The sequence below is a fragment of the Stenotrophomonas sp. ESTM1D_MKCIP4_1 genome (assembly GCF_003086895.1).
Classification (GTDB): domain Bacteria; phylum Pseudomonadota; class Gammaproteobacteria; order Xanthomonadales; family Xanthomonadaceae; genus Stenotrophomonas.
The window spans coordinates 1,476,250-1,498,543 of the sequence record NZ_CP026004.1 but is presented as its reverse complement, the minus strand read 5'-3'; the positions used below and the strand labels follow the sequence as shown (position 1 = coordinate 1,498,543).

Sequence of the window (22,294 nt, the reverse complement as noted above, 5' to 3'; positions counted from 1 at the left end):
ACCCAGGCGCGCGTGCATCAGCCAGACTAGGCCGGTGAACAGTGATCGCCCTCCCGCGCCGCGCCCTTCCCTCCCCCGCCTGCGAGGCCGGCAGTGAGTGCGGAGTTTCCGCCCAGCTGGTATGCCAGCAGCCTGCCCGAACCGGCCGCGCTGCCGCCGTTGCAGGGCGATGTGCAGGCCGACGTGGCCGTGCTCGGCGCGGGCTATACCGGCCTGACCGCTGCACTCGAGCTGGCCCAGCGCGGCTATCGCGTGGTGCTGCTGGAAGCGCAGCGCATCGGCTGGGGGGCCTCCGGTCGCAATGGCGGCCAGGCGCTGGTGGGCTACGGCTGCGAGGTGGATGAGCTGGAACGGCAGCTCGGCCGCGACGACGCCCGCCATCTGTTCGACTGGTCGCGCGAGGCGGTGCAGTCGATGCGCCAGCGCATCGCGCGGCACGGTATCGACTGCCACTGGGTGGACGGCCATGCCAGCGTGGCGATCCGCGCGCGCCACGAGCGCGATCTGCATGCCAACTGCGAGCACCTGCAGCACCACTACGATTATCCCATGCAGTGGTGGGATCGCGATGCGCTGCGCGCACAGCTGGACAGCCCGCGCTACCGCGCTGCAATGTTCGACCCGCTCAGCGCGCACCTGCATCCGCTGGCCTATGCGCGCGGCCTGGCCGATGCCGCCCGTGCGGCAGGCGTGATCATCCACGAGCATTCTGCGGTCACGCGCGTTCAGCGCGGTGCGCCAGCCACCCTGCAGACCGCGCAGGGCAGCGTGCGTGCGGATCACCTTGTGGTGGCCGGCAATGCGTGGCTGCGCAACCTGCTGCCGGAACTGGAGCGCCGCATCATGCCGGTCGGCACCTATGTCGGCGCCAGCGCTCCGCTGGGAGCCGCGCGGGCCCGGCAGCTCATCCGCAACGACATGGCGGTCTCGGACACCGCCTGGGCGCTGGATTACTTCCGCCTCAGCCATGACCACCGCCTGCTGTTCGGTGGGCGTGCCAGCTATTCGGCACTGCCGCCGCCGGGGCTGCGCGGGGTGATGCAGCGGCGCATGCACCAGGTGTTTCCGCAGCTGGCCGACGTGGCGGTGGAACAGGTCTGGGGCGGCTATGTGGACATCACCCGCAACCGTGCGCCGCATTGGGGCCGGCTGGATGGAAATCTGTACTTCGCACAGGGTTTTTCCGGGCACGGCGTGGCCGCTGCCGGCCTGGCCGGCGAGGTGATCGCCGCCGCCATTGATGGCCAGAGCACGCGGCTGGATGTGTTCCAGCGCCTGCAGCATGCGCCCTTCCCCGGCGGCCCGGTCCTGCGCATGCCGCTGCTGGTGGCGGCGATGTCCTGGTACAAGCTGCGTGATGCACTGTGGTAGCGGCGCAGCCGATCCTTCGCACAGCGTGCCTTCCGACACCATGATCGACCCTGGGGCTTTTTCTGCATAATCGATGCAGGAGCAGCGGGAGCATGCGGGATGCAGTGGTGGAAGGATGGACTGCTGGTGAGGGTTCGGATCAGCCCCGAGGGGCTGGCCGTGGCACTGGTCTATGCCGTTGCGTGCTGGGCCCTGCGCATGCTCTCGCTGGACCAGTTCTACCTGCCTGCCGGTGCGCGCGTGGCCGCCCTGCTGCTGTGCCCGCCGCGCTTGTGGCCCTACCTGCTGCTCGGTGAGTACGCGTACTTCGCCCACCTGCGCCTTCCGCTGATCGACCGCTACGGGCTGGCCTGGGTCATCACCGCCTCGGCGCTGCTCATGCCGGCGGTGATGCTGATCGTGCGCTTGCACCGCCGGCTGCTGGCCCGCACCACCCTGGCCGGTGTCATTTCCATTGCCGTGTGTGCGGCCGCGGTCGTCAGCCTGCTGAACCTGGGCATCTCCTGGCTGCTGCTGTCGCCGCCGGGTGGCTCCATGTTCCTGACCCGCCTGCTGCGCTACACGCTGGGCGACTTCGTCGGCATATTGATCCTGGCGCCGCTGGCGCTGCTGTGGATCCGCCGCAACGAAGAAGCGTGGACGCGGACCTCCCTGGCGATGACCGCAGCGGCACTGCTGGCCATGCTGCTGATCGGCCTGCAGGCTACACCGGTGCCTGCATCGGTCGCCGCCGCCGGCTCGCTGCAACTGCTGCTGATCCTGCCCATTCCGGCCATCGCCCTCACCTGCCTGCTGGGCTGGCGCGGCGCCGCCATCGGCGTGGCGGCGCTGAACCTGATCGTCGGCCTGAGCACACCCGGCGACCAGCCCGAGTCCTTCGATGCGACGACGTTCGCCACCCAGCAGGCCATCGCCATTGCCAGCATCGCGCTGTTGCTGCTGGGCGCGCGCATCACCCATTTCCAGCACCAGCACCGATTGCACGAGGAGGATGGGCGCAACCGCTTGAAACTGGCCCGGCGTTCGCACCTGGCCAGCGAGATGGACCTGCGTGAGCGCGCCGCCCACCTGCAGCGTCTTGGCGACGGCATGGATCTTTCCCTGAACGAAATGGTCGGTTGGCTGCATGCGCAGGGCCACCATGGCGTGGCTGACAGCCTGCGCCACACCACCGAAGTGCATTCCCGGCTGTTCCGCGCCCAGGCCAGCATGATCTATCCGGCCGCGCTGGAGCGCCTTGGGCTGTACGTGGCACTGCAGGCGGGCGGCGTCCGCCAGGCATGGGGCGATACGCATCGGGTCAACCCGCTCCGGTTGAGGGGCGACCCCTGCCAGCTCAGCCCGGGCCTGCAGCTGGCCGCCTACCGGTCCATCGTCGAGGCGGTCTCGATCCTGCTGGCCAGCGAGGACGGGCAGCTGGTGGTGCGCGCCCGCAGCGGCCGCGGCACCCGCCAGCGCGGCATCGTGCTGGTGGCCGCGCTGCTGGCACCGGGCCAGGGCTTGGCACGGCAGACCATCGAGCTGGCCAACGACCAGCTGGGTGGCCGGGTCATGGCCTACAACGGCGTCCTGCGCTGCCGCCGCAACCGGATCCGGATGCTGCTGCTGGAGGCGAGCGACTAGCCTGGCGCGGGCAGTGGCAGGCCGGGGGCTTCACCCGGCCATAGAAATGAGACGGCAATCACATCTAGTGTCTCGAGCCTCATGCAGGCAGGCATCCGAAGCCGGAACGATGCGGCGTACCGCGGTTGAACTGCAGGATTGCGTCGTTCCGGCACACCCGATACTGTCGGGCGCAGGGAGTGCCGCATGTATCGACAGGACGCACGATAGCGTTTCGAGCAGGGGAGGCTTGGGTTTGAACTGGTTGAAGAATGGCGTCGAGCTGAGTTTCCGCATCCGGCCTGCCGGGCTTGCGCTGGCCGCGCTGTACGCGCTTGCCTGCTGGTCGGCCTGGCGGCTGTCGGTCGACCAGTTCTTCCTGCCTTCCGGCATCCGCATTGCGGCCCTGCTGCTCGTGCCGAAGCGGATGTGGCCGTATCTCGTCCTCGGCGAGTACGCGTACTTCGCACAGATGCGCTACCCGCTCATCGATGAGTACGGAATCGCCTGGGTGTTGATCGCTTCTGCCTGCCTGATGCCGGCGATGGCCCTGGTCGTGCATGTGCACCAGAAGCTCATGACCTCCACCACCGAAGCCTGGCTGCTGTCCGTGGCCGCCTCGGCAGCGCTGGTCGCCACCGCGCTCAAGGTCGGCCTGAACCATGCACTCTGGCCCGTACCGCCGAGCATCCCGTTCTACAGCAATGCCATGCTGTACGTGCTCAGCGATTACATCGCCATCCTCACCGTTGCCCCGCTGGCGCTGCTGTGGATTCGCCGTCGCAGCGCCTACGACTGGAGCACGTGGCGCCTGCGACCGACCGTCGGCGCACTGTCTGCGCTGGCGGTGCTCGGGACATTGCTGCTCCTGATCGGCAGGCACGACCACTCGGCACGCGCGACGCTGCAGTTGCTGCTGGTGCTGCCGGTCATTGCCCTCACCTGCATGCACGGGTGGCGCGGGGCGGCAGTGGGTGTGCCGGTGATGAACATCATCCTCAGCCAGACCATGCCGACGACCGGACTCCCCGGTTCATTCGACCAGACCACGTTCTTCACCCAGCAGATCATCGCCATCACCAGCACTGCGCTCATCGCGCTCGGGCCACGCATCACCCACCACTACCACCAGCATGCCCAGCCTGCGCTGGCCGCCTCACGGGCAAGCTCGCTTTCGCGCTCGGCCCACCTGGCCAACGAACAGGACCTGCGCGAGCGGGCGTTGGGCCTTCGTCGCCTCGCCGACGACATCGAGCAGATGCTGGACCAGACCGTGCAGCAACTGAAGGCGCATGGCCATGAAGCCCCGGCCGGTGATCTGCTTCATACCTTCACCCAGCGCTCCCGGCAGTTCCGCGAACTGACCAGCATGGTGTACCCCACTGAACTGGAACATGCCGGCCTGTACGTCGCCCTGCAGGCCGGTGGTCTGCGCGAAGCGTGGGATGCCACCCATCGCATGGCCCGGCCCCTGTTGGGAGGCGACCCATGCCAGCTCAGCATGGGCCTGCAGCTGGCCGCCTATCGGGTGACTGCCGAAGCCGTATCCCTGCTGTTGAAGGGGGAACGGGGTCAGATCCAGATCAGCGCCCGCTGCGGCCACTACCGGGAGGTCCACGGCATCGTGTTCACTGTCGCCCTGCTGGACCGGCACCGGCAGCTGTCCCCACGCACCGTGGAAAGGGCGATCGAACGCCTGTCGGCGCGCGCGCACGCGTACGCCGGTCACGTGCGTTGCCGCGGCAACCGCATCACGGTCGTGATGCGGGACGTGCCCACAGCCAGTGCCAGCAACCCCGTGCCGGACGATGCCGGCAGGACCTGCGAGGTCCCTGCGGGCCGCTAGCCGGTTGCGCGTTCAAAGCCCCGCAGCGGCCATATCGCCACTGCGGGGCAATCAACCCGCAACCGCGCCTTGACGGCGGTTACTGGCCGCTGGCAGCGGCTTCCACCGCCCAGACAACATCGCTTCCCGCGGCGTACTCCACCAGCGAGAACCCTTCCCCGCGGTAGACGATGCTGCGACGTGCATTCTTCGGCAGCGCCAACACCTTGGAAGGCAACGACACGCGTGCTTCACGCTTGCCGGCCGGCAGGGTCCAGAAGGTGCCGTCAATGCGGGCGATGATCAGCTTGACCTCACCGGCCAGATCGTTGACCTGGTAGTACGACACGCCCTCGCGCTCGAAGGTATAGACCTGCACGGCCGGGTCGGCGCTGAGATCCAGGGTGGCAGGCTGGCTTTCTCCCAGCCCCGTCCGCGCGGCCGCCACACCCTGCCCGCCACTGGGGCAGCACGCGAACGCCGCCACCGGTGCAGCCAGCAGCAAGGCACCAAACGCAAGAGTCGGGAATCGGCTGAATTTCACAGGCATCTCCTTGGATAGGGTTGGACAGCTTCCAGGCAACACGGGCCTGACGTGGATCGGATGGTGGAATGCCCCCCGCAGGATCGGCCCTGGGCCAGGTCGCTGCGCAAACCACGAGGCGCGGCCAGCATAGCGGCGCGGTCCATGCATCGCCATTCAGAGGCCTTCACCCGCCGGCCAGGCGGACGCGACAGCATCCCGCGCTCACACGTCCTGCTGTTGCGCGTACGCCGCCACGCCATTACGTTCAACAGAAGCCACCTGCTGTCGCGAGGGACCGTGAGCGCTGTTCGTTTGCCAGGGAAGTCGGGATGGAACAGCCTTCGGGACGGAGTGTTCAGTGGCAGCGCCGGTTTCCCGGCCGGGCTGGTACTGGCCGTGGTGTATGCGCTGGCGGATACCGCCGCCCGCCACCTGTCGCTGGATCAGTTCTTCCTGCCCGCCGCACTGCGTGTGTCGGCCCTGCTGGTGACGCCGGCCCGGCTGTGGCCGTATCTGCTGCTGGGCGAGTATGCGTACTTCGCGCACCTGCGCATTCCCCTGCTCGACCAGTACGGCCTGCAATGGGTCGTGCTGGCATCAGCGCTGCCGATGCCGGTGGCGATGCTGGTGGTTTACCTGCATCGCCGCAGGTCCGTCACTGAAACAACGGTCGGGCCGTGGCTGCTCTCGTTGTCTGCTTCAGCGGCGGTAGCGGTCACGGCGGTGAGCGTGGGCGTTTCCTGCCTGTTGCGCCTGGATCCGGCACCTGGCGCAACGCTGGAAGCCGCCCAGCGGTTTGCCTTCGGCCATTTCGCTGCGATCATCACACTGGCTCCCCTGGCCCTGCTGCTGCACCAGCAGTACCTGCCGGGCCAGAGCCGTCGCCGTCGCCGTCCCGGACCGGTCTTCCCAGCAGGTGTTGCTGCAATGCTGGCCTTGGGCCTGTGCATGCAGTTGACCTCCCCTGCCTCCCACGGCGCCCGCGCCGGACTGATGCTGCTGGCCGCGCTGCCGGCCATCGCACTGACCTTCAAGTACGGCTGGCGAGGGGCGGCCATCGCCCTTCCCTTCCTGAACCTGCCGCTTCACGCGGCAACCCCCAGCACGGGCCTGCCGGCCTCGTTTGATCCGGGTACCTTCCTCACCCAGCAGAACATGATGATGATGAGCGTGGCCCTGCTCGCGCTCGGATCCAGCATCAGCTACCACCAGCAGCATGCACGCGCGCGCCTGCTGCGGGAAAGAATCGCCCTGCGCCTGGCCCGCAGCTCACACGAGAGCCGCGAGCGCGAGCTTCGCGAACGTGCCAGCGACCTCAGGCAACTGGGGGAAGACATGGACAGTTCACTGGATGAACTTGCCGTCTGGCTGCACAGCCGGGGCCACCATGCGATCGCCAGCAGCCTGCAGCACGTCACCTGGGTGCATTCCCGGCAGTTCCGCGCGCAGGCCAGCCAGGTCTATCCCTCCGCGCTGGAACAGGTCGGGCTGTATGCCGCGCTGCAGGCCAGCGGCGTGCGCGATGCCTGGCGCGAGACGTGCCGGGTCGGTCCGCTGCGGCTGGCCGGCAATCCCTGCCTGCTGAGCGTGGAACTGCAACTTGCCAGCTATCGCAGCCTGGTCGAGGCGGTGGCGCTGCTGCTGGAACGGGAATCCGGACAGATCTGCATCCACGCCCGCTGCGGCCATCTGCACGGCCTGCGCGGCATCGTGTTCACCATCGCCCTGCTGGATCGTGATCGCCCGTTGTCGTCGGCGACCTGTGCGCAGGCCAGCGAACGCCTCGCTGGCCGCGTGCTGGCATACGGCGGCAGCGTGCAGTGCCAGCACCACCGGTTGCGCCTGGCCCTGCACGAAACGGCAACACCTGCGCGGGCGGTGGCATGAGCGTACGGCTGCCGGTCACCGACGCGCCCTAAAGTTTCGTCCGCAACCGCCGCTACCACTCCCGAGCGCCCCTCCCTCACGTGAGCCTCCGCACCATGCCCGTCCTCCCGCAGGTCGTTGTCGATGGCGACCTGGCCGACCCACTTCCGCAGCGGATCCTGCTGGTGGAAAACTCACGTGCATTCACCGGCATGCTGCGCGAGGCCATTGAACAGCGCCTGGAACTGCCCGTGGTGGTGGCCTCCACCCTTGCCGAGGCGGGGCGCCTGCTCAGCGACGAGGGCGGCTGGTTCCTGGTCCTGACCGGACTGGTGCTGGCCGACGGTGACCGCGATGCGGTCGTCGAGTTTTTCCTGAAACGCGACCTGCCCACCGTGGTGGTCAGCAGCGTTTACGACGAAGACCTGCGCAAGCGCGTGTTGCAGCAGCAGATCATCGACTACGTACTGAAGAATACCCCCGGCAGCATCGACTACCTGGTGTGGCTGGTACAGCGCCTGGAGCGCAATCGCCGCATTGCCGCGCTGGTGGTGGATGATTCCCCGTCGGCCCGTGGCTATGCCGCCGCACTGCTGCGCATGTACGGGCATGAAGTGTTCGAGGCCGCCGACGGCGCCGAAGGCCTCGCCGCCATCGAGGCGCACCCGGCCATCCGACTGGCCGTGGTCGACCAGGAAATGCCGGGCATGCAGGGTGTGGAGTTCACCCGCCGCCTGCGGACCCTCCGTTCGCGCGACAAGGTGGCGGTGATCGGCATTTCCGGCAACACCGATGCCTCGCTGATTCCGCGCTTCCTGAAGAACGGCGCCAACGACTTCCTGCGCAAGCCTTTCTCACGCGAAGAGTTCTTCTGCCGTGTCTCGCAGAACGTCGACCAGCTGGAGCTGATCGGCACCCTGCAGGACCTGGCCACCCGCGACTTCCTCACCGGGCTGCCCAACCGCCGCTGCTTCCTGGAACAGAGCCAGCGCCAGTTGCCGCAGCTGCAGCTGCATGGCCAATGCGTGGCGGTGGCGATGATCGACATCGACCACTTCAAGCACATCAACGACACCCATGGCCACGAAGCCGGCGACGATGCGCTGCGTGCGGTGGCACGTGCCGTGGGCGACCACGCACGCAGCCAGGACCTGATCGCACGTTTCGGTGGCGAGGAATTCTGCCTGCTGGTGCCGGAAATGGAGCAGGACGACGCCATCGTCTACTTCGAGGAACTGCGCCAGCGCATTGCAGCACTCGAAGTGGACATCGGCACGGCCACGCTGCGCATGACGGTCAGCATCGGCCTGTGCTGCCTGCGCCCTCAGCGCGATGCGCTGCACCGCCTGATCTCCGAGGCCGACCGCCAGCTGTACCTGGCCAAGGCCGCCGGCCGCAACCGGGTCAGCTGCACCACCGTCGCCAGCCCGCTGCGCCCTCGCGAAGCGGCCGTGGCCGCCGCGCTTTGATCCAGATCAACGCCGCCTGAGCGCGTCGATCCTACAGTCGGCCCCGACATAGGTACGAAGGGGAGCCGAGGATGGCACTGTTGGTCTGGCAGGATGATCTGAACATCGGCATCGATGTGATCGATCAGCAACATCGACGCATCGTGGACATGCTCAATCACCTGCACGTGGCCCAGGCCGGGCTGCAGACGGCCGTCGTGGCCGAGGTGATCGACGAAGTGGTGGACTACACCATGTCGCACTTCGCGTTCGAGGAAGAGCTGATGGAAGAAGCGGGCTATCCGTTCTGTGCGGCACACAAGCGCGTGCATGAAATCTTCATCAAGCGCGTGGCCGAGTACCGCCTGCGCTTCCAGGCCGGCGAGGACATCACCGACGAACTGCGCACGATGCTCTCGCGCTGGCTGTTCAACCACATCCGCAGCGATGACCAGGCGTACGCCGAACAGGTCAAGGCCCACCTGAACCAGTTCGCCCGCGAGCACCAGAGCGGCGGCTGGCTGGGCCGCACGCTCAAGCGCTTCTTTGGCTGAGCGGTGTGCGCCGCTGCAGCGCCAGCAGCGCGCACAGCGTGGCCACTGCCGTCAGGCAGAGGTAGTAGCCGACCGCGACCAGGCCGAAGCGCTCTGCCAGCCAGGTGGCGAGGTACGGCGCCGGTGCCGCACCGAGGATGCCCGCCAGGTTGAACGACAATGAGGCACCGGTATAACGCACTTCCACCGGGTAGATTTCGGCCAGGAAGGTGCCGCACGGGCCGTAGGTCAGCCCCATCAGGAACAGGCCCAGGCACAGGAAGGTGAGCACCAGCCACGGGCTGTGTGCCTGGAACAGCGGGGCGAACAGCACGCCGAAGGCGAGGATCAGCAGGCTGGCGAAGATCATCGTGCGGCGCGTGCCCCAGCGATCGCCGTAGCGTGCCGACAGCGGAATGCCCGCAGCGAAGAACAGCATCGCGCCCATCTGCATCAGCAGGAACTGCTCGCGGCTGTAGCCGAGCACTGCGGTGCCGTGGCCCAGGCTGAACACCGTCATCAGGTAGAACAGCACGAAGGTGGCGAATGCGCCCAACGTTCCCAGCAGCATGGGCAGCCAATGGTCGCGCAGCACCGTCCACATCGGCAGCCGCACCGGCGCCTTGCGTTCCAACGCCTGCTGGAAATCGGGTGTCTCATGGATGTTCAGCCGCACCCACAGGCCAAGGCCGACCAGCAGCGCGCTGGCCACGAACGGAATGCGCCAGCCCCATTGCAGGAAATCCTGCTGGCCCAGGCAGCGGCCCAGCAGCAGGAAGATGCCGGCTGACAGCAGGAAGCCCAAGGGGGCGCCCAGCTGCGGGAACATGCCGTACCAGGCACGCTTGCCCGGCGGCGCGTTCTCGGTGGCCAGCAGCACCGCCCCGCCCCATTCCCCGCCCAGCCCCAGGCCCTGGCCGAAACGGCACAGGGCCAGCAGCGCCGGTGCCCACAGGCCGATCTGTGCATGCGTGGGCAGCAGGCCGATGGCCACCGTCGACAGGCCCATGGTCAGCAGCGCTGCCACCAGCGTGGCCTTGCGGCCGATGCGGTCGCCGAAATGGCCGAACACCGCCGAGCCCACCGGGCGCGCAATGAAGGCCACGGCGAAGGTCGCCAGCGACTGAAGCAGGGCCGCCTGGTCGCTGCTTTCCGGGAAGAACAGGTGCGGGAACACCAGCACCGCCGCCGTGGCATAGATGTAGAAATCGAAGAACTCGATGGTGGTACCGATCAGGCTGGCCAGCAGGACACGGCTGGGGGAATTCACGGGCGGTGCGGCAGCGGTGATCGTCGACATCGGCAAGGCGTGGAAGGTGGGCCGACCGATTCTGCCACGCGCGGGCAGCCGGACGGGACGATGGTTTCAGACGACACCGATGCCAACGGAATTTTTCTGCATGACGGTTAGGCTGCGCCACCGGTCCCTGCATGGATGCTTCGCCGATGGCCCCTGTGGTTGCGTTGCGCTGGTCCGATTCCCCCCCGTTGCCGCGCGCGGTCGCCTGCGTGGTGGTGGTACTGCTGCATACCCTGCTGGGTGCATGGCTGTGGCAGACCGGCCGCCTCGGCGTGGTGCACGGGGACGCGGTTCGCACCAGCCTGCGCTGGCTGCCACCCGAGCCGCAGGCCCCACCTGAGCGCACGGCCCCGGCGCCTGCGGATGCGGTGCGGGCCGCCGCGCGGCCGTCGAGGCAACCTGCGCGTACAGCCTCGGCGCCCCCGCCGGTGGAGAGCGACAGCGCGCCACCGCCATCGCCCCTGATTCTGGGCCTGCCGGCCGACAGTATCGAAGGCGGTGACGGCATCACTGCTACGGGTGTGGCGCCACGCCTGATCGGACGCCGCGAGGTGCATCCGGCATTCGCGTCGCAGCGCAACTATTTCCGTATCCGCAGAACGATGACGCCCGAGCAGATCGTGCACGGCGTGGCGCAACTGCTGGGTTTGTGGCCGCCGGGATACATCGTCGACCCATGCCAGTTGGGGAAGCAGGACATGGCCTACTTCCAGGGAGCAGTGGATGAAATGGATCGACAGGCGCTGCGGGACGCCGTGCAGGTGGTCAGCGCACGCTGCCGGTAGCGTCGAGCCATGCTCGACTTCGCTCCTGTAGAGTCGAGCTTGCTCGACTGCCTTTCTCAAACGCCAAAGAGCGGTCGAGCAAGCTCGACTCTACATGAAGCGAAAATCAGTCGAGCAAGCTCGATTCTACGAGAAGCGAAATGCAGCCGAGCATGGCTCGGCTCTACAGCTGGATCCAGGTCGCTTTTGTCTCGCTGTACTTGTCGAACGCATGCAGCGATTTGTCGCGCCCATTGCCCGACTGCTTGTAGCCTCCAAACGGTGCGGTCATGTCGCCGCCATCCCAGCCGTTCACCCACACACTGCCCGCGCGCAGCTGCCGCGACACGCGATGTGCGCGGCCCAGGTCGCGCGTCCACAGCCCGGCGGCCAGGCCATAGCGGCTGTCATTGGCCAGGCGCACCGCTTCGGCTTCACTGTCGAATCCCAGCACGGCCAGCACCGGCCCGAACACTTCCTCGCGCGCCAGCGACTGCTCTGGCCGCACCTGGTCGAACACCGTGGGCTGCACGTAACAGCCGCCCGCTTCCACCTCGGCGCGTTGTCCACCCAGCAGCAGCCGGGCCCCCTCGCCTTCAGCGCGCGCGATATCCGCAAGCACTTTGTCCACGTGGGCGGCATCGACCAGCGCGCCCATCGGTGCACCCGGGTCCAGCGGATGGCCCGGCTGCATGCGCCGGCCATAGGCCACCACCTGGTGCACGAAATCGTCACGGATCGAACGCTCCACCAGCAGCCGCGAACCTGCGGTGCAGACCTCGCCCTGGTTGAAGAAGATTCCCTGCGCCACGCCCTTGGCTGCCGCATCCAGATCCGGCGCGTCGGCAAACACCAGGTGCGGACTCTTGCCGCCGCACTCCAGCCACACCCGTTTCAGGTTGGAACGGCCGGCGTACTGCAGCAGCTTCGCGCCGGTGGCAGTGGAACCAGTGAACGCCACGACATCCACCTCCATGTGCAGGGCCAGCGGCTCGCCCACGTGCAACCCCTCGCCCGGCAGCACGTTCAGCACACCGTCGGGCAACCCGGCCTCGGCGGCCAGTGCAGCCAACCGCAATGCGCTCAGCGGCGAGCGCTCGGACGGTTTGAGCACCACCGAATTGCCCATCGCCAATGCCGGCGCGATCTTCCAGCAGGCCATCAGCAAGGGGAAATTCCACGGCACGATGGCTGCCACCACGCCGGCCGGTTCGCGGCTGACCAGGCCCAGTTCGTGCGGGCCGGTCGGTGCAATACCGCCATACAGTTTGTCCACAGCCTCGGCGGTCCATCGCAGGCAGCGCACCGCGCCGGGCAGGTCGATGCGGCGGGCGTCGCGCACCGGCTTGCCCATGTCCAGGGTTTCCAGCAGGGCCAGTTCGTCGGCATGCGTTTCCACCAGCGCGGCCAGGGCCTGCAGCACCCGCTTGCGGTGCGCCGGGCTGGCCTGGGACCAGTGGCCAGCGTCGAACGCGCGCCGGGCGCCGGCTACCGCGCGCTCCACGTCCTGCGCATCGCAGTCGGCCACCTGGCCCAGCACACGGCCGTCGATGGGGCTGATGCAGTCGAAGCGGGCACCACTGGCTGCGTTCACGTAGCGACCATCGATGAAAGCCTGCGCAGGGATGGCCAGCTGGCCTGCAAGCGCCTGCCAGTGGGTGCGGTCGGGGACGTCAGCCATGTCCGGCTCCCAAGGGGAATCACCCGGGTTATAGCGGTGCAGCCGCGACCCCCACGTGATTGGCGCCGCTGCCTGTCCGGCGGGCACGGGCCGGCACTACCACCGCGCTGACAGGGCTGCGCTACAGTCGCTGCATCGGAACCGATGGAGGCGGCATGAAGCACCCCGCGATCGACCCGCATGCGCTGGCCACCCAGCGTCCCGATTCACTGGACGCGTACTGGATGCCGTTCACCGCCAACCGCCAGTACAAGGGCGCACCGCGCATGCTGGTGCGCGCCGAGGGCATGCACTACGAGGATATCGACGGGCGCAGCATCCTCGACGGCGCTGCGGGCCTTTGGTGCTGCAACGCCGGCCATGCACGCCCGCGCATCGTCCAGGCCATCGCCGAACAGGCCGCCACCCTGGATTACGCGCCCGCGTTCCAGATGGGCTCACCGCCTGCATTCGCCCTCGCGCAGCGCTTGGCCGCACTGGCGCCAGCCGGGCTGAACCACGTGTTCTTCACCAGCTCCGGCTCGGAAGCGGTGGATACCGCCATGAAGATCGTACTGGCCCATCATCGCCTGCGTGGCGAGGGCCAGCGCACCCGCTTCATCAGCCGCGAGAAGGCGTACCACGGGGTCGGCTTCGGCGGCATGGCGCTGGGCGGGCTGCCCAACAACCGCAGGCAGTTCGGCCTGCAGCTGGGCGGCGTCGACTACCTGCGGCACACCCTCGACCTGGAGCGCAACGCGTTCAGCAAGGGCCTGCCGCGCCATGGCGCTGAACTGGCCGACGACCTGGAGCGGCTGATCGCCCTGCACGATGCGTCGACGATCGCAGCGGTGTTCGTCGAACCGGTGGCAGGTTCGGCAGGGGTGATCCTGCCCGCCCCCGGCTACCTGCAGCGGCTGCGCGAGATCTGCGACCAGCACGGCATTCTGCTGGTGTTCGACGAGGTCATCACCGGTTTCGGCCGGGTCGGCATGCCCTTTGCCGCGCAGCGCTTCGGCGTTACCCCGGACCTGCTGACCTTCGCCAAGGGTGTCAGCAACGGCGCGGTGCCGCTGGGCGGTGTGCTGGTGAGCGATGCGGTGCACGCTGGTTTCATGCAGGGCCCGGCGCAGGCCATCGAACTGTTCCATGGCTATACCTATTCCGGCCACCCGCTGGCCTGCGCGGCCGCCCTGGCCACGCTGGACATCCACGCGGAAGAGCGCCTGTCCGAGCGCGCCATCGAACTGGGCGAGTACTGGCAGGAGCGCCTGCATGCCCTGCAGGGGCTGCCCAACGTGGTGGACATCCGCAATTTCGGCCTGGTCGGTGCGGTCGAGCTGGCGCCGCGAAGGGAGGCACCCGGCGCCCGTGGCTACGAGGTCTACCGGCGCTGCTTCCACGATGGCCGCCTGCTGGTGCGCTGTACGGGCGACATCATTGCGCTGTCGCCGCCGCTGATCGTGGACAAGGCACAGATCGACCAGATCACCGGCATCCTCGGCGAGATGATCCGGGCCACGGCCTGACGCCGGGCCGGCAGCGGCGAGCGGGTACAATGGTCGGTTCCGCTCCTGACTGTTGCCGTGCCCATGGACATCGTCGTCAAAGAAGAACTGAAGGCCTACATCGACCCGCTGACCGCGGACGAACATGACGCGCTGGAGCGCAGCATCCTGGCCGAAGGCTGCCGCGACGCGCTGGTGCTGTGGGGCGATGTGCTGGTGGATGGCCACAACCGCTTCGGCATCTGCCAGAAGCACGGCCTGCCGTTCAACACCGTGCAGAACACCCGCTTCCAGAGCATGGAAGACGTCCACCTGTGGATGATCGAGCAGCACCTGGGCCGCCGCAGCGTGTCCGATTTCCAGCGCGGCGTGCTGGCGCTGCGCAAGCGCGACATCCTGTCCGCGCGCAAGCAGGTCGAGCAGGCGCAGCTGCAGCGCGAGAGCGACGGCACCGCCGCACCGGCCGACGAGGCGGGCGAAGACAGCCCGCCGTGGGAACCGGCACCGAAGGTCAGCCGCGCCGACCTGGCCCGCGAAGCCAAGCTGAGCACCAGCCAGGTGGGCATGATCGAGCGCATCCACGCCCAGGCGGCCGCTGAGGTGGTGGAAGCGGTGAAGGCCGGCGTGATTTCCATCAGCGCGGCCGCGGCCGTGGCCGACCTGCCGGAAGAGGAACAGCGTGCTGCGGCCGCCGGTGGCAAGGACGAGCTGAAGCAGGCCGCCAAGCGCGTGCGCGAAGCCAAGCGCAAACCGCGCGCGCCGAAGCCTGAACCGGCCGAGATGGATTTCGAGGAGCCCAGCGAGGACGAGGTGGCCAGCCGCGATGCTGAAGTGCTGTCCGCACTGGAACAGCTGGGCGAGGACGCCCCGGCCCTGCGCCGCCGCGTGGTGGCCCTGACCCGCGAGAACGACACGCTGCGCGCACAGCTTGCGGCACTGCGCAGGCAGCTCGAAACGCTGTAACCGGTAGTGCCGGCCGCTGGCCGGCAACGCCGATACGGCTTCACCGCCCATGGAATGCCGGCCCATGGAATGCCGGCCAGCGCCCGGCATTACCGGGTGCTCATGCCGCAACGGGTAGACTCACGCGATGACGTCTGCCATCGATCCGCGTCGCGCGCAGCTGCGGCGCCTGAAAGCCCTTGCCCTCGGCCTTCTGCTGTTGATGCTGGCCGGGTTCGCGGTCAGCCACTGGCAGGGTGAGCGCGGCGCCTGGGCCTGGGTTTCGGCGTTCTGCGAAGCCGCCGCGGTGGGCGCGCTGGCCGACTGGTTCGCGGTGGTCGCGCTGTTCCGGCGGCCGATGGGCCTGCCCATTCCGCATACGGCGATCATTCCGCGCAGCAAGGAACGCATCGGCGACAGCCTGGCCCTCTTCGTGCGCGACCAGTTCCTGGAACCCGGTGTGCTGCTGGCCAAGCTGCAGGTGTTCGATCCGGCCAGCCGCCTGGGCAGCTGGCTGGCCGACCCGGCGCGTTCGCGGATGCTGGCCGACATGGCCCGCGGCTGGGCGCTGCAGGCGCTGGATTTCTTCGACGAAGGCGCGGTCCGGCGGCAGTTGCATGCGTTCGTGGTGCAGCAGCTGCGGCAGTGGAATGCCGCCGCCACCGCAGGGGAACTGCTGGCCCTGCTGACCGCCGATGGCCGCCACCAGCGCGTGCTGGACGAAGGCCTGCAGCGGCTGGGCCGCTGGCTGGAACAGCCGGAGGTGAAGGAACGCGCCTCGCAGCTGATCGTGCGCTATATCCAGCGCGAATGGCCGACGCTGTCTAGCACGGTGAACTGGGTGAAACCGATCGACGAGATCGGCGACAGCCTGGCCGAGCGCCTGGCGCGGGCGGTGCTGGAGGAACTGCAGCAGGTGCTGGCCGAACCGCAGCACCCGTTGCGGCAGGACTACGAGCTCTGGCTGGGCAACTACGTGCAACGCCTGCGCGAGGATCCGGCGCTGGCGCAGCGCATCGAGCAGCTGAAGCAGGAGATGATCGACCACCCTGCCCTGCAGGACTACGTGCAGGGCCTGTGGGCGCGCATCCACGCCAGCCTGCGCGCGGACCTGCAGCGCGAGGATTCGGCACTGGTGGGCCACCTGCAGCGCAGCCTGGCATCGCTGGGCGCGACCCTGCAGGCCGATCCTGCGCTGCGCGATGCGCTCAACCAGCACCTGCTGGAGGGCGCGCAACGGCTGACCGAGCGCCTGCGCGAGGGCGTCACCACGCATATCGCACAGACGGTGAAGGGGTGGGACGAACGACACCTGGTGGAGCAGCTTGAACTGAGCGTCGGGCGCGACCTGCAGTTCATCCGGTTCAACGGCACGCTGGTGGGCGGGTTGATCGGGGTGCTGCTGCACGCGGCGACGGTGCTGTTCCGCTTCTGAAGCCTGGGCAGTGGGGTCAGAGCCCGTGACTGTGCCCCGGGATCCGACCCCATTCCACGGGCTGTGCCCCCCCTCCGGGGCAGGGATATTGCGCGACCGGGGTCACACTCCTTATGCTTCCGCGCCATGCGGGCCAGGGTGGCCCGTGGGGGGATCCATGCGAAGGATGTGGGTGTTGCTTCCACTGCTGGTGGTGGCCGGTGATGCGTGCGCGCAGCGCGTCTACAAGTGCAATGACGGCGGTCGCACCGTCTACCAGACCCTGCCCTGCCCCAGCGGGCAGGACACCGGCGTGACACGGCCCATCGTGCGTGATCCCAAGCTGAGCTGGCAGGAAACCGAACGGGTGGACCGCCAGCTGCGCGATGCCCGCCGGCAACTGCAGACCAATGCTGGCCGCAGCGCGCTGCAGGGCACGGGCACGGTGATCGAGGCCGCCAGCAATGCCGAGGCCTGCGAGAAGGCGCGCACACGGCGCGAGATGGCCGAGTGGTTCGGCACGCGCACGCCGCAACGGCAACTCAACGACGACGTCACCCGCGCCTGCGCGTCGCGCTGAAAGACGCCCCAGCGCCCAGCCCGGCGCTCACTTGATTAACAAAATGCGAATGCCTATCATTTACTGATCGGTTGTACGCTCAGCCACCTGGCGCCCCCACTGCGCTTCCGCCCGTGTACATCCCCGGCTCCCCTTGTGCCCCCGGACGACCGGTGGGCATCTGGCGATGGGAAGATGCCACGGGTTGCGCGACACCGCGCAGGCGCCCGCACGCATGGATTCCATCGCACCTTCTTTCACCTGCATGGAATCGCACCGCATGTCCCGATTGACCGTACCCGCCTGTTCTCCCCTGGCCCTGGCCGTGGCCGCCCTGCTGTTCGCCCCCCTGGCCCACGCCGACGCAGCGTCGGCGGCGGATGCGCGCACGCTGGATACGGTCAAGGTGACCGCCGAGGGCGAGATCAAGAACAGCTATACGGTCAAGAACGCCCGCAGCGCGACCAAGCTGGACCTGTCGCTGCGTGAGACACCGCAGTCGGTCACGGTCATCACCCGCCAGCGCCTGGATGACATGGGGCTGTTTTCCCTGTCCGATGTGATGGGCCAGGTGACCGGCGTCAGCGTGTCGGTCACCGACAGCGAGCGCATCAACTACGTTTCGCGCGGCTACAACATCACCAATTTCCAGATCGACGGCATGCTCAACACGTTTGGTGGGTCGATCAAGACCAACACCGACAACGTGATCTACGAGCGCATCGAGGTCATCCGAGGTGCCACCGGCCTGACCACCGGTGCAGGCGATCCGTCCGGCACCATCAGCATGGTGCGCAAGCGCCCGACCGATACCTTCCAGATGGGCGCCAACCTGACCCTCGGCCGCTGGGGCAACCAGCGCCTGGAAGCCGACCTGGGCGGTCCGGTGGCCTGGGACGGCCGCGTGCGTGCGCGCGTCGTCGCCGCCAAGCAGCAGAGCGATTCCTTCCGCGATGTCTACGCGCTCGACAAGGACGTGTTCTACGGCATCGTCCAGGCCGATCTGACCGACAGCACCCTGTTCGAGGTGGGTTACGAGTACCAGTCGCCGCACACCACGGGCGTGACCTGGGGCGTGGTGCCGTACTGGGGCCCGGATGGCACCCCGGCCAACCTGCCGCGCTCGACCAATCTGTCCGCGTCGTGGAGCAGCTGGCCGATCGTTGAAAAGACCACGTTTGCGCGCCTGGAACAGCAGCTGGGCAGCCACTGGTCGGTGAAGGCCGCCGTCAGCCGCGCCAAGCGCAGTACCGATGGCGCGGTCTGGTACGGCGCACAAGGCTACCCGCGTGCGGATGGCACCGGCGTGGTCGCCTACATCGGCAACTTCGTTGAAAACAGCACGATGGATGTCGTGGACGTGAACGCCACGGGCAACTTCGAGCTGTTCGGCCATACCCAGGAAGTGGTGTTCGGCGCGGGCCAGTCGCTGCGCAAGGGTGAGTATCCGGCCGCGTCCATCGACCCGTACCCGACCAGCTACGCGGTCGTGCCGGACTGGCGCAACTGGACCGGCGATGTCAGCCCGCTGTCGGTCACCCGTCCGGGCTACCTCGGTTCGCAGGATGAACTGCGCCAGCAGGCCGCCTATGTGGCCACGCGCCTGCGCCTGGCCGACCCGCTGCTGCTGGTGGCCGGCGTGCGCTATGGCAGCTGGGAAACCAAGACCTGGCGTTACACCCATGACACACTCGGCAACCGTACCGGCACGACGCGCACCGGCTACAAGCCCAAGGACCAGACCACGCCCTATGCCGGCGTGGTGTACGACTTCAACCGCGTGCTCAGCGCCTATGCCAGCTACACCGACATCTTCGCACCGCAGAACTATCGCGACAGGAACGGCAGCTACCTGGAGCCGGTGGTCGGCAAGATGTACGAAGGCGGCCTGAAGGCGGAATTCTTCGACGGCCTGCTGAATGCCTCGGCGGCGATCTTCGAGGGCGAAAAGGACAACGTGGCCGAGGTGGACGACGCGGTGCCGCCGAACTCCCTGCCCGATGGCAGCCAGGCCTACCGCTCCACCGGCAAGGGCAACAAGGTGCACGGCTGGGAAGTGGAAGCGCAGGGCAGCCTGGGCGAAAGCTGGAACCTGTCGGCCGGCTTTGCCCACACCGTCAGCCGCAGCCAGGCCGGTGTGGTGCAGAACACCACCACCCCGCAGGATACGTTCCGCCTCAATGCGAGCTGGCGCCCGGGTGGTGCCGATGGCCGCATCTGGCTGGGCGGTGGCGCCACCTGGCAGAGCGGCATCTGGCGCGCCAGCGCCAAGCCGGCCGCCGACTACCTGACCACCGGCCGTACCGAGAGCGCACGCATCAAGCAGGACGCGTTCTACCTGCTGAACCTCGCCGGTGGCTACCGCTTCAACGAGAACTTCAGCGCCCAGCTGAACATCAACAACCTGCTGGACAAGAAGTATTACAACAACGTCGGTTTCTACAACGGCGTGTACTGGGGCGAACCGCGCAATGTCACCATGACCCTGCGCTGGAAGCTCTGATGACCTGATGGATGGCGCCGGTTCTGCGACCGGCGCCCGGCCAGGGATGGCCAACCCCGGCGCGCTTCGGCGCGCCGGCTTTTCTTCCAACGAACCTGCAGGACCGCCGTGGACCGCTCGCCCGAACTTGCCAGCTCCCGCCTCAGCACCTTCTTTGCCAGCGACCGCTGGGGAGTGCTGTCCCGTTCATTGGCCGCGATCTTCGGTGGCTACGCGCTGGCTTCGATGACCAGTGTGTTCTGCGCCGTCGCCCTGCCTGCCGCGCGTGGGCAGGCCGTGCTGACCGGCATGCTTCTGGCCATCGTGGTGGCCGCCTGCGCTGCACTGTGGGCCTTCGCTACGCGCAGCGCACTGCGTGCGTGGGTGGGCATCCTCGCCCCCACCCTGCTGCTGGCTGCGGCATCGCGCCTGCTGGGGGCCTGGGCATGAAGAACGGATTCCGCCAGTCAATGGCCTGGCTGCACACCTGGACCGGCCTGCTGGTCGGCTGGCTGCTGCTGCTGATCTTCATGGCCGGCACCGCCAGCTACTACCGCGAAGAGATCAGCCGCTGGATGCGCCCGGAACTGCCCAGCGCAAAGGTCAGCACCGATGTGGCCGCGCAGCGCGCCATCGATTTCCTGCAGGACAAGGCCGGCAACGCGGAGATGTGGTACGTCACGCTGCCACAACCACGCAACCCGGCGATGAGTACGTTCTGGCGCGTCCCGCCTGACCAGGCTGATCCATCCAAGGGCCGCCGCGGTGCCTTCGGTGATGCCACCCTGGACCCGAACACGGGCGGCGAACTGAAGGCCCGCGAGACCCGTGGCGGCGACTTCTTCTACCGCCTGCACTTCGACCTGCACTACATCCCGGTGTACTGGGCGCGCTACCTGGTGGGCTTCTGCGCGATGTTCATGCTGGTAGCGATCATCACCGGGGTCATCACCCACAAAAAAATCTTCAAGGACTTCTTCACCTTCCGCAAGGACAAGGGCCTGCGGTCGTGGCTGGATTTCCACAACGTCAGCGCGGTGATGGCCCTGCCTTACCACGCCATGATCACCTACACCGGCATCGTCACGCTGATGATCATGTACCTGCCGTGGGGGGTGAAGGTGGCCTACCCGCAGGATGAGGACAAGTTCTTCGCCGAGGCATTCGGTGGCATGCCTGAAGTAACCGCACCGGCCGAGGGCCGCGCCGCGCCGCTGCCGATCGCGCAGCTGCTGGACAGCGCGCGCGCGCACTGGGACGGTGTGGAGGTGGCCGGTTTCACCGTGTCCAATCCGGGCGCGGGCAATGCGGTCATCGACATCCGCCAGCGCGACGGCAAGCGGCTGTCGATCGATACCCCGTCGCTGCGCTACGACATGGTCAAGGGCACCCTGCTGGAAGAAAGCCCGCCCTCCGGCGGCGCCACCGCCACCCGCGGCGTGATGTATGGCCTGCACCTGGCACGGTTTGCGGACTGGGGCCTGCGCGCGTTGTTCTTCCTGTCCGGCCTGACCGGCTGCCTGATGGTGGCCAGCGGCGTGGTGCTGTGGGCAGTGAAGGAACGCCCCAAGCATGCCAAGAGTGGGCGCATCGGCTTCGGCCTGCGCCTGGTGGATGCGTTGAACATCGGCGCCGTGGCTGGCCTGCCCATCGCTTTTGCCGCGTATTTCTGGGGCAACCGCCTGCTGCCGCTGGACATGGCCGAGCGCTCGAATGCCGAGGCGAACGTGTTCTTCTACGCCTGGGGCGCTGCCCTGCTGGCCGCCTTCATCTGGCCCAAGCGGATGATGTGGGCCTGGCAGCTGTACCTGGGTGCCGCCCTGTTCGCACTGGTGCCGGTGGTGAATGCCTTGACCACCCACGCGCATCTGGGCGTGACCCTGCGCAGCGGCGACTGGGTGCTGGCCGGTTTTGATCTGGCGATGCTTGCCTTTGGCGCGATGCTGGCCCTGTGCGGCTGGCGCATGCAGCGCTGGACGCCACCGCTGAGCGCGGCCGAGAAGAAGAAGCGTGCCGCCGCTGCTGCCAAGGCATCGGTTGCCGCGACCGGAGCGGAGGCCGGCGCATGATGCTGCTGGCGCTCACGTTGTCGTTCTCCGCATTCACCGCGCTGTCGCTGGCGATGGAAAAGCACCAGCAGGACCTGCATGGCAAGGCCGCAGCCGCGCCGGCACGGCGCACCCAGTGGCGCGTGCTGGGCTGGGCGCTGCTGGTCGCGGCGTTCGCGCTGTGCGTGGTCGACCACGGCTGGGCGATGGGCCCGGTGCTGTGGCTGGGTGCACTGACCCTGGCCGGCGTGCCGTTGGCATTCGGGTTGTACCCGTACCGGCCACAGTGGATCGCACCGCTGGCCATCGCCCTTCCGCTGCTGGGCCTGCTGGTGGCGTTGCTGTAACCCGGTGAACGGGGTCGGATCCCTGGCGCGCAGCGCGAAGGCTCTGACCCGTGATGGGTTCCGCCCATCCACGCATGGCGTGGATCTACCGGGGCGAGC

General features: G+C 67.8%; 18 protein-coding genes. 15 read left to right on the top strand and 3 right to left on the bottom strand.

Going from position 1 to position 22,294, the window contains the following annotated elements:
• The first annotated feature begins 93 nt into the window (after positions 1-93).
• From C1924_RS06910 to C1924_RS06900, 3 genes are all read left to right on the top strand, one after another.
• Complete coding sequence (locus C1924_RS06910) at positions 94-1,371, top strand: FAD-binding oxidoreductase (protein ID WP_108764630.1); 1,278 nt, start codon at positions 94-96, stop codon at positions 1,369-1,371.
• A gap of 99 nt (positions 1,372-1,470) precedes the next feature.
• Positions 1,471-2,994 carry an MASE1 domain-containing protein gene (locus C1924_RS06905; protein ID WP_108764629.1) on the top strand — a complete coding sequence of 508 codons (1,524 nt, stop codon included), beginning with the start codon at positions 1,471-1,473 and terminating at the stop codon, positions 2,992-2,994.
• A gap of 109 nt (positions 2,995-3,103) precedes the next feature.
• Positions 3,104-4,819, top strand: a complete 1,716-nt coding sequence (locus C1924_RS06900; RefSeq protein WP_254051226.1) for an MASE1 domain-containing protein — start codon at positions 3,104-3,106, stop codon at positions 4,817-4,819.
• Positions 4,820-4,898: 79 nt separating this feature from the next.
• On the opposite strand, the gene C1924_RS06895 is transcribed toward C1924_RS06900, so the two are convergent.
• Positions 4,899-5,348, bottom strand: a complete 450-nt coding sequence (locus tag C1924_RS06895; protein WP_108764627.1) for a hypothetical protein — start codon at positions 5,346-5,348, stop codon at positions 4,899-4,901.
• Between the two features lie 327 nt (positions 5,349-5,675).
• On the opposite strand from C1924_RS06895, the gene C1924_RS06890 reads away from it, so the two are divergent.
• The 3 genes from C1924_RS06890 to C1924_RS06880 all read left to right on the top strand — a co-directional run bounded on the left by C1924_RS06890 (position 5,676) and on the right by C1924_RS06880 (position 9,192).
• Positions 5,676-7,211 (top strand): MASE1 domain-containing protein, encoded by a 1,536-nt coding sequence (locus C1924_RS06890; protein ID WP_254051225.1) that lies wholly within the window; start codon positions 5,676-5,678, stop codon positions 7,209-7,211.
• A gap of 95 nt (positions 7,212-7,306) precedes the next feature.
• Positions 7,307-8,659, top strand: coding sequence for a diguanylate cyclase (locus C1924_RS06885; RefSeq protein ID WP_108764625.1), 1,353 nt, complete (start codon positions 7,307-7,309; stop codon positions 8,657-8,659).
• Between the two features lie 71 nt (positions 8,660-8,730).
• Complete coding sequence (locus tag C1924_RS06880) at positions 8,731-9,192, top strand: bacteriohemerythrin (protein ID WP_108764624.1); 462 nt, start codon at positions 8,731-8,733, stop codon at positions 9,190-9,192.
• Here the strand turns inward: C1924_RS06880 and C1924_RS06875 are convergent.
• Complete coding sequence (locus tag C1924_RS06875) at positions 9,173-10,471, bottom strand: MFS transporter (protein ID WP_108764623.1); 1,299 nt, start codon at positions 10,469-10,471, stop codon at positions 9,173-9,175. The two genes, C1924_RS06880 and C1924_RS06875, sit on opposite strands and share 20 nt — an antisense overlap.
• 131 nt (positions 10,472-10,602) lie before the next feature.
• Here C1924_RS06875 and C1924_RS06870 point away from each other — a divergent pair, with 131 nt between their 5' ends.
• Positions 10,603-11,256, top strand: coding sequence for a hypothetical protein (locus tag C1924_RS06870; protein WP_108764622.1), 654 nt, complete (start codon positions 10,603-10,605; stop codon positions 11,254-11,256).
• Between the two features lie 163 nt (positions 11,257-11,419).
• Here the strand turns inward: C1924_RS06870 and C1924_RS06865 are convergent, their stop codons facing one another.
• Positions 11,420-12,916, bottom strand: coding sequence for an aldehyde dehydrogenase (locus tag C1924_RS06865; RefSeq protein ID WP_108764621.1), 1,497 nt, complete (start codon positions 12,914-12,916; stop codon positions 11,420-11,422).
• A 155-nt stretch (positions 12,917-13,071) separates the two neighbouring features.
• On the opposite strand from C1924_RS06865, the gene C1924_RS06860 reads away from it, so the two are divergent.
• The 8 genes from C1924_RS06860 to C1924_RS06825 all read left to right on the top strand — a co-directional run bounded on the left by C1924_RS06860 (position 13,072) and on the right by C1924_RS06825 (position 22,195).
• Positions 13,072-14,424 carry an aspartate aminotransferase family protein gene (locus C1924_RS06860; protein WP_108764620.1) on the top strand — a complete coding sequence of 451 codons (1,353 nt, stop codon included), beginning with the start codon at positions 13,072-13,074 and terminating at the stop codon, positions 14,422-14,424.
• 63 nt (positions 14,425-14,487) lie between these two features.
• Positions 14,488-15,366 (top strand): plasmid replication/partition related protein, encoded by an 879-nt coding sequence (locus C1924_RS06855; protein WP_108764619.1) that lies wholly within the window; start codon positions 14,488-14,490, stop codon positions 15,364-15,366.
• 127 nt (positions 15,367-15,493) lie between these two features.
• Positions 15,494-16,780: a DUF445 family protein gene (locus C1924_RS06850; protein WP_108764618.1), complete on the top strand. Its 1,287-nt coding sequence runs from the start codon at positions 15,494-15,496 to the stop codon at positions 16,778-16,780.
• 175 nt (positions 16,781-16,955) lie between these two features.
• Positions 16,956-17,339 (top strand): DUF4124 domain-containing protein, encoded by a 384-nt coding sequence (locus tag C1924_RS06845; RefSeq protein WP_159094762.1) that lies wholly within the window; start codon positions 16,956-16,958, stop codon positions 17,337-17,339.
• Positions 17,340-17,598: 259 nt separating this feature from the next.
• Complete coding sequence (locus C1924_RS06840; RefSeq protein WP_108766994.1) at positions 17,599-19,821, top strand: TonB-dependent siderophore receptor; 2,223 nt, start codon at positions 17,599-17,601, stop codon at positions 19,819-19,821.
• Positions 19,822-19,929: 108 nt separating this feature from the next.
• Positions 19,930-20,250: a DUF3649 domain-containing protein gene (locus tag C1924_RS06835; RefSeq protein WP_108764616.1), complete on the top strand. Its 321-nt coding sequence runs from the start codon at positions 19,930-19,932 to the stop codon at positions 20,248-20,250.
• The gene (locus C1924_RS06830) at positions 20,247-21,869 is read left to right on the top strand and encodes a PepSY-associated TM helix domain-containing protein (RefSeq protein ID WP_108764615.1); all 1,623 of its coding nucleotides are present in this window, start codon (positions 20,247-20,249) and stop codon (positions 21,867-21,869) included. The genes C1924_RS06835 and C1924_RS06830 overlap by 4 nt, the downstream gene beginning before the upstream one ends.
• The gene (locus tag C1924_RS06825; protein ID WP_108764614.1) at positions 21,866-22,195 is read left to right on the top strand and encodes a DUF3325 domain-containing protein; all 330 of its coding nucleotides are present in this window, start codon (positions 21,866-21,868) and stop codon (positions 22,193-22,195) included. Before C1924_RS06830 ends, C1924_RS06825 begins: the two co-directional genes overlap by 4 nt.
• Positions 22,196-22,294 lie beyond the last annotated feature (99 nt).

Coding starts and splice junctions, on each gene's coding strand:
- C1924_RS06905 (WP_108764629.1), top strand. CDS start 1,471: ATGCAGTGGTGGAAGGATGGACTGCTGGTGAGGGTTCGGATCAGCCCC.
- C1924_RS06900 (WP_254051226.1), top strand. CDS start 3,104: ATGCGGCGTACCGCGGTTGAACTGCAGGATTGCGTCGTTCCGGCACAC.
- C1924_RS06895 (WP_108764627.1), bottom strand. CDS start 5,348: ATGCCTGTGAAATTCAGCCGATTCCCGACTCTTGCGTTTGGTGCCTTG.
- C1924_RS06885 (WP_108764625.1), top strand. CDS start 7,307: ATGCCCGTCCTCCCGCAGGTCGTTGTCGATGGCGACCTGGCCGACCCA.
- C1924_RS06880 (WP_108764624.1), top strand. CDS start 8,731: ATGGCACTGTTGGTCTGGCAGGATGATCTGAACATCGGCATCGATGTG.
- C1924_RS06875 (WP_108764623.1), bottom strand. CDS start 10,471: ATGTCGACGATCACCGCTGCCGCACCGCCCGTGAATTCCCCCAGCCGT.
- C1924_RS06870 (WP_108764622.1), top strand. CDS start 10,603: ATGGATGCTTCGCCGATGGCCCCTGTGGTTGCGTTGCGCTGGTCCGAT.
- C1924_RS06865 (WP_108764621.1), bottom strand. CDS start 12,916: ATGGCTGACGTCCCCGACCGCACCCACTGGCAGGCGCTTGCAGGCCAG.
- C1924_RS06860 (WP_108764620.1), top strand. CDS start 13,072: ATGAAGCACCCCGCGATCGACCCGCATGCGCTGGCCACCCAGCGTCCC.
- C1924_RS06855 (WP_108764619.1), top strand. CDS start 14,488: ATGGACATCGTCGTCAAAGAAGAACTGAAGGCCTACATCGACCCGCTG.
- C1924_RS06850 (WP_108764618.1), top strand. CDS start 15,494: ATGACGTCTGCCATCGATCCGCGTCGCGCGCAGCTGCGGCGCCTGAAA.
- C1924_RS06840 (WP_108766994.1), top strand. CDS start 17,599: ATGTCCCGATTGACCGTACCCGCCTGTTCTCCCCTGGCCCTGGCCGTG.
- C1924_RS06830 (WP_108764615.1), top strand. CDS start 20,247: ATGAAGAACGGATTCCGCCAGTCAATGGCCTGGCTGCACACCTGGACC.
- C1924_RS06825 (WP_108764614.1), top strand. CDS start 21,866: ATGATGCTGCTGGCGCTCACGTTGTCGTTCTCCGCATTCACCGCGCTG.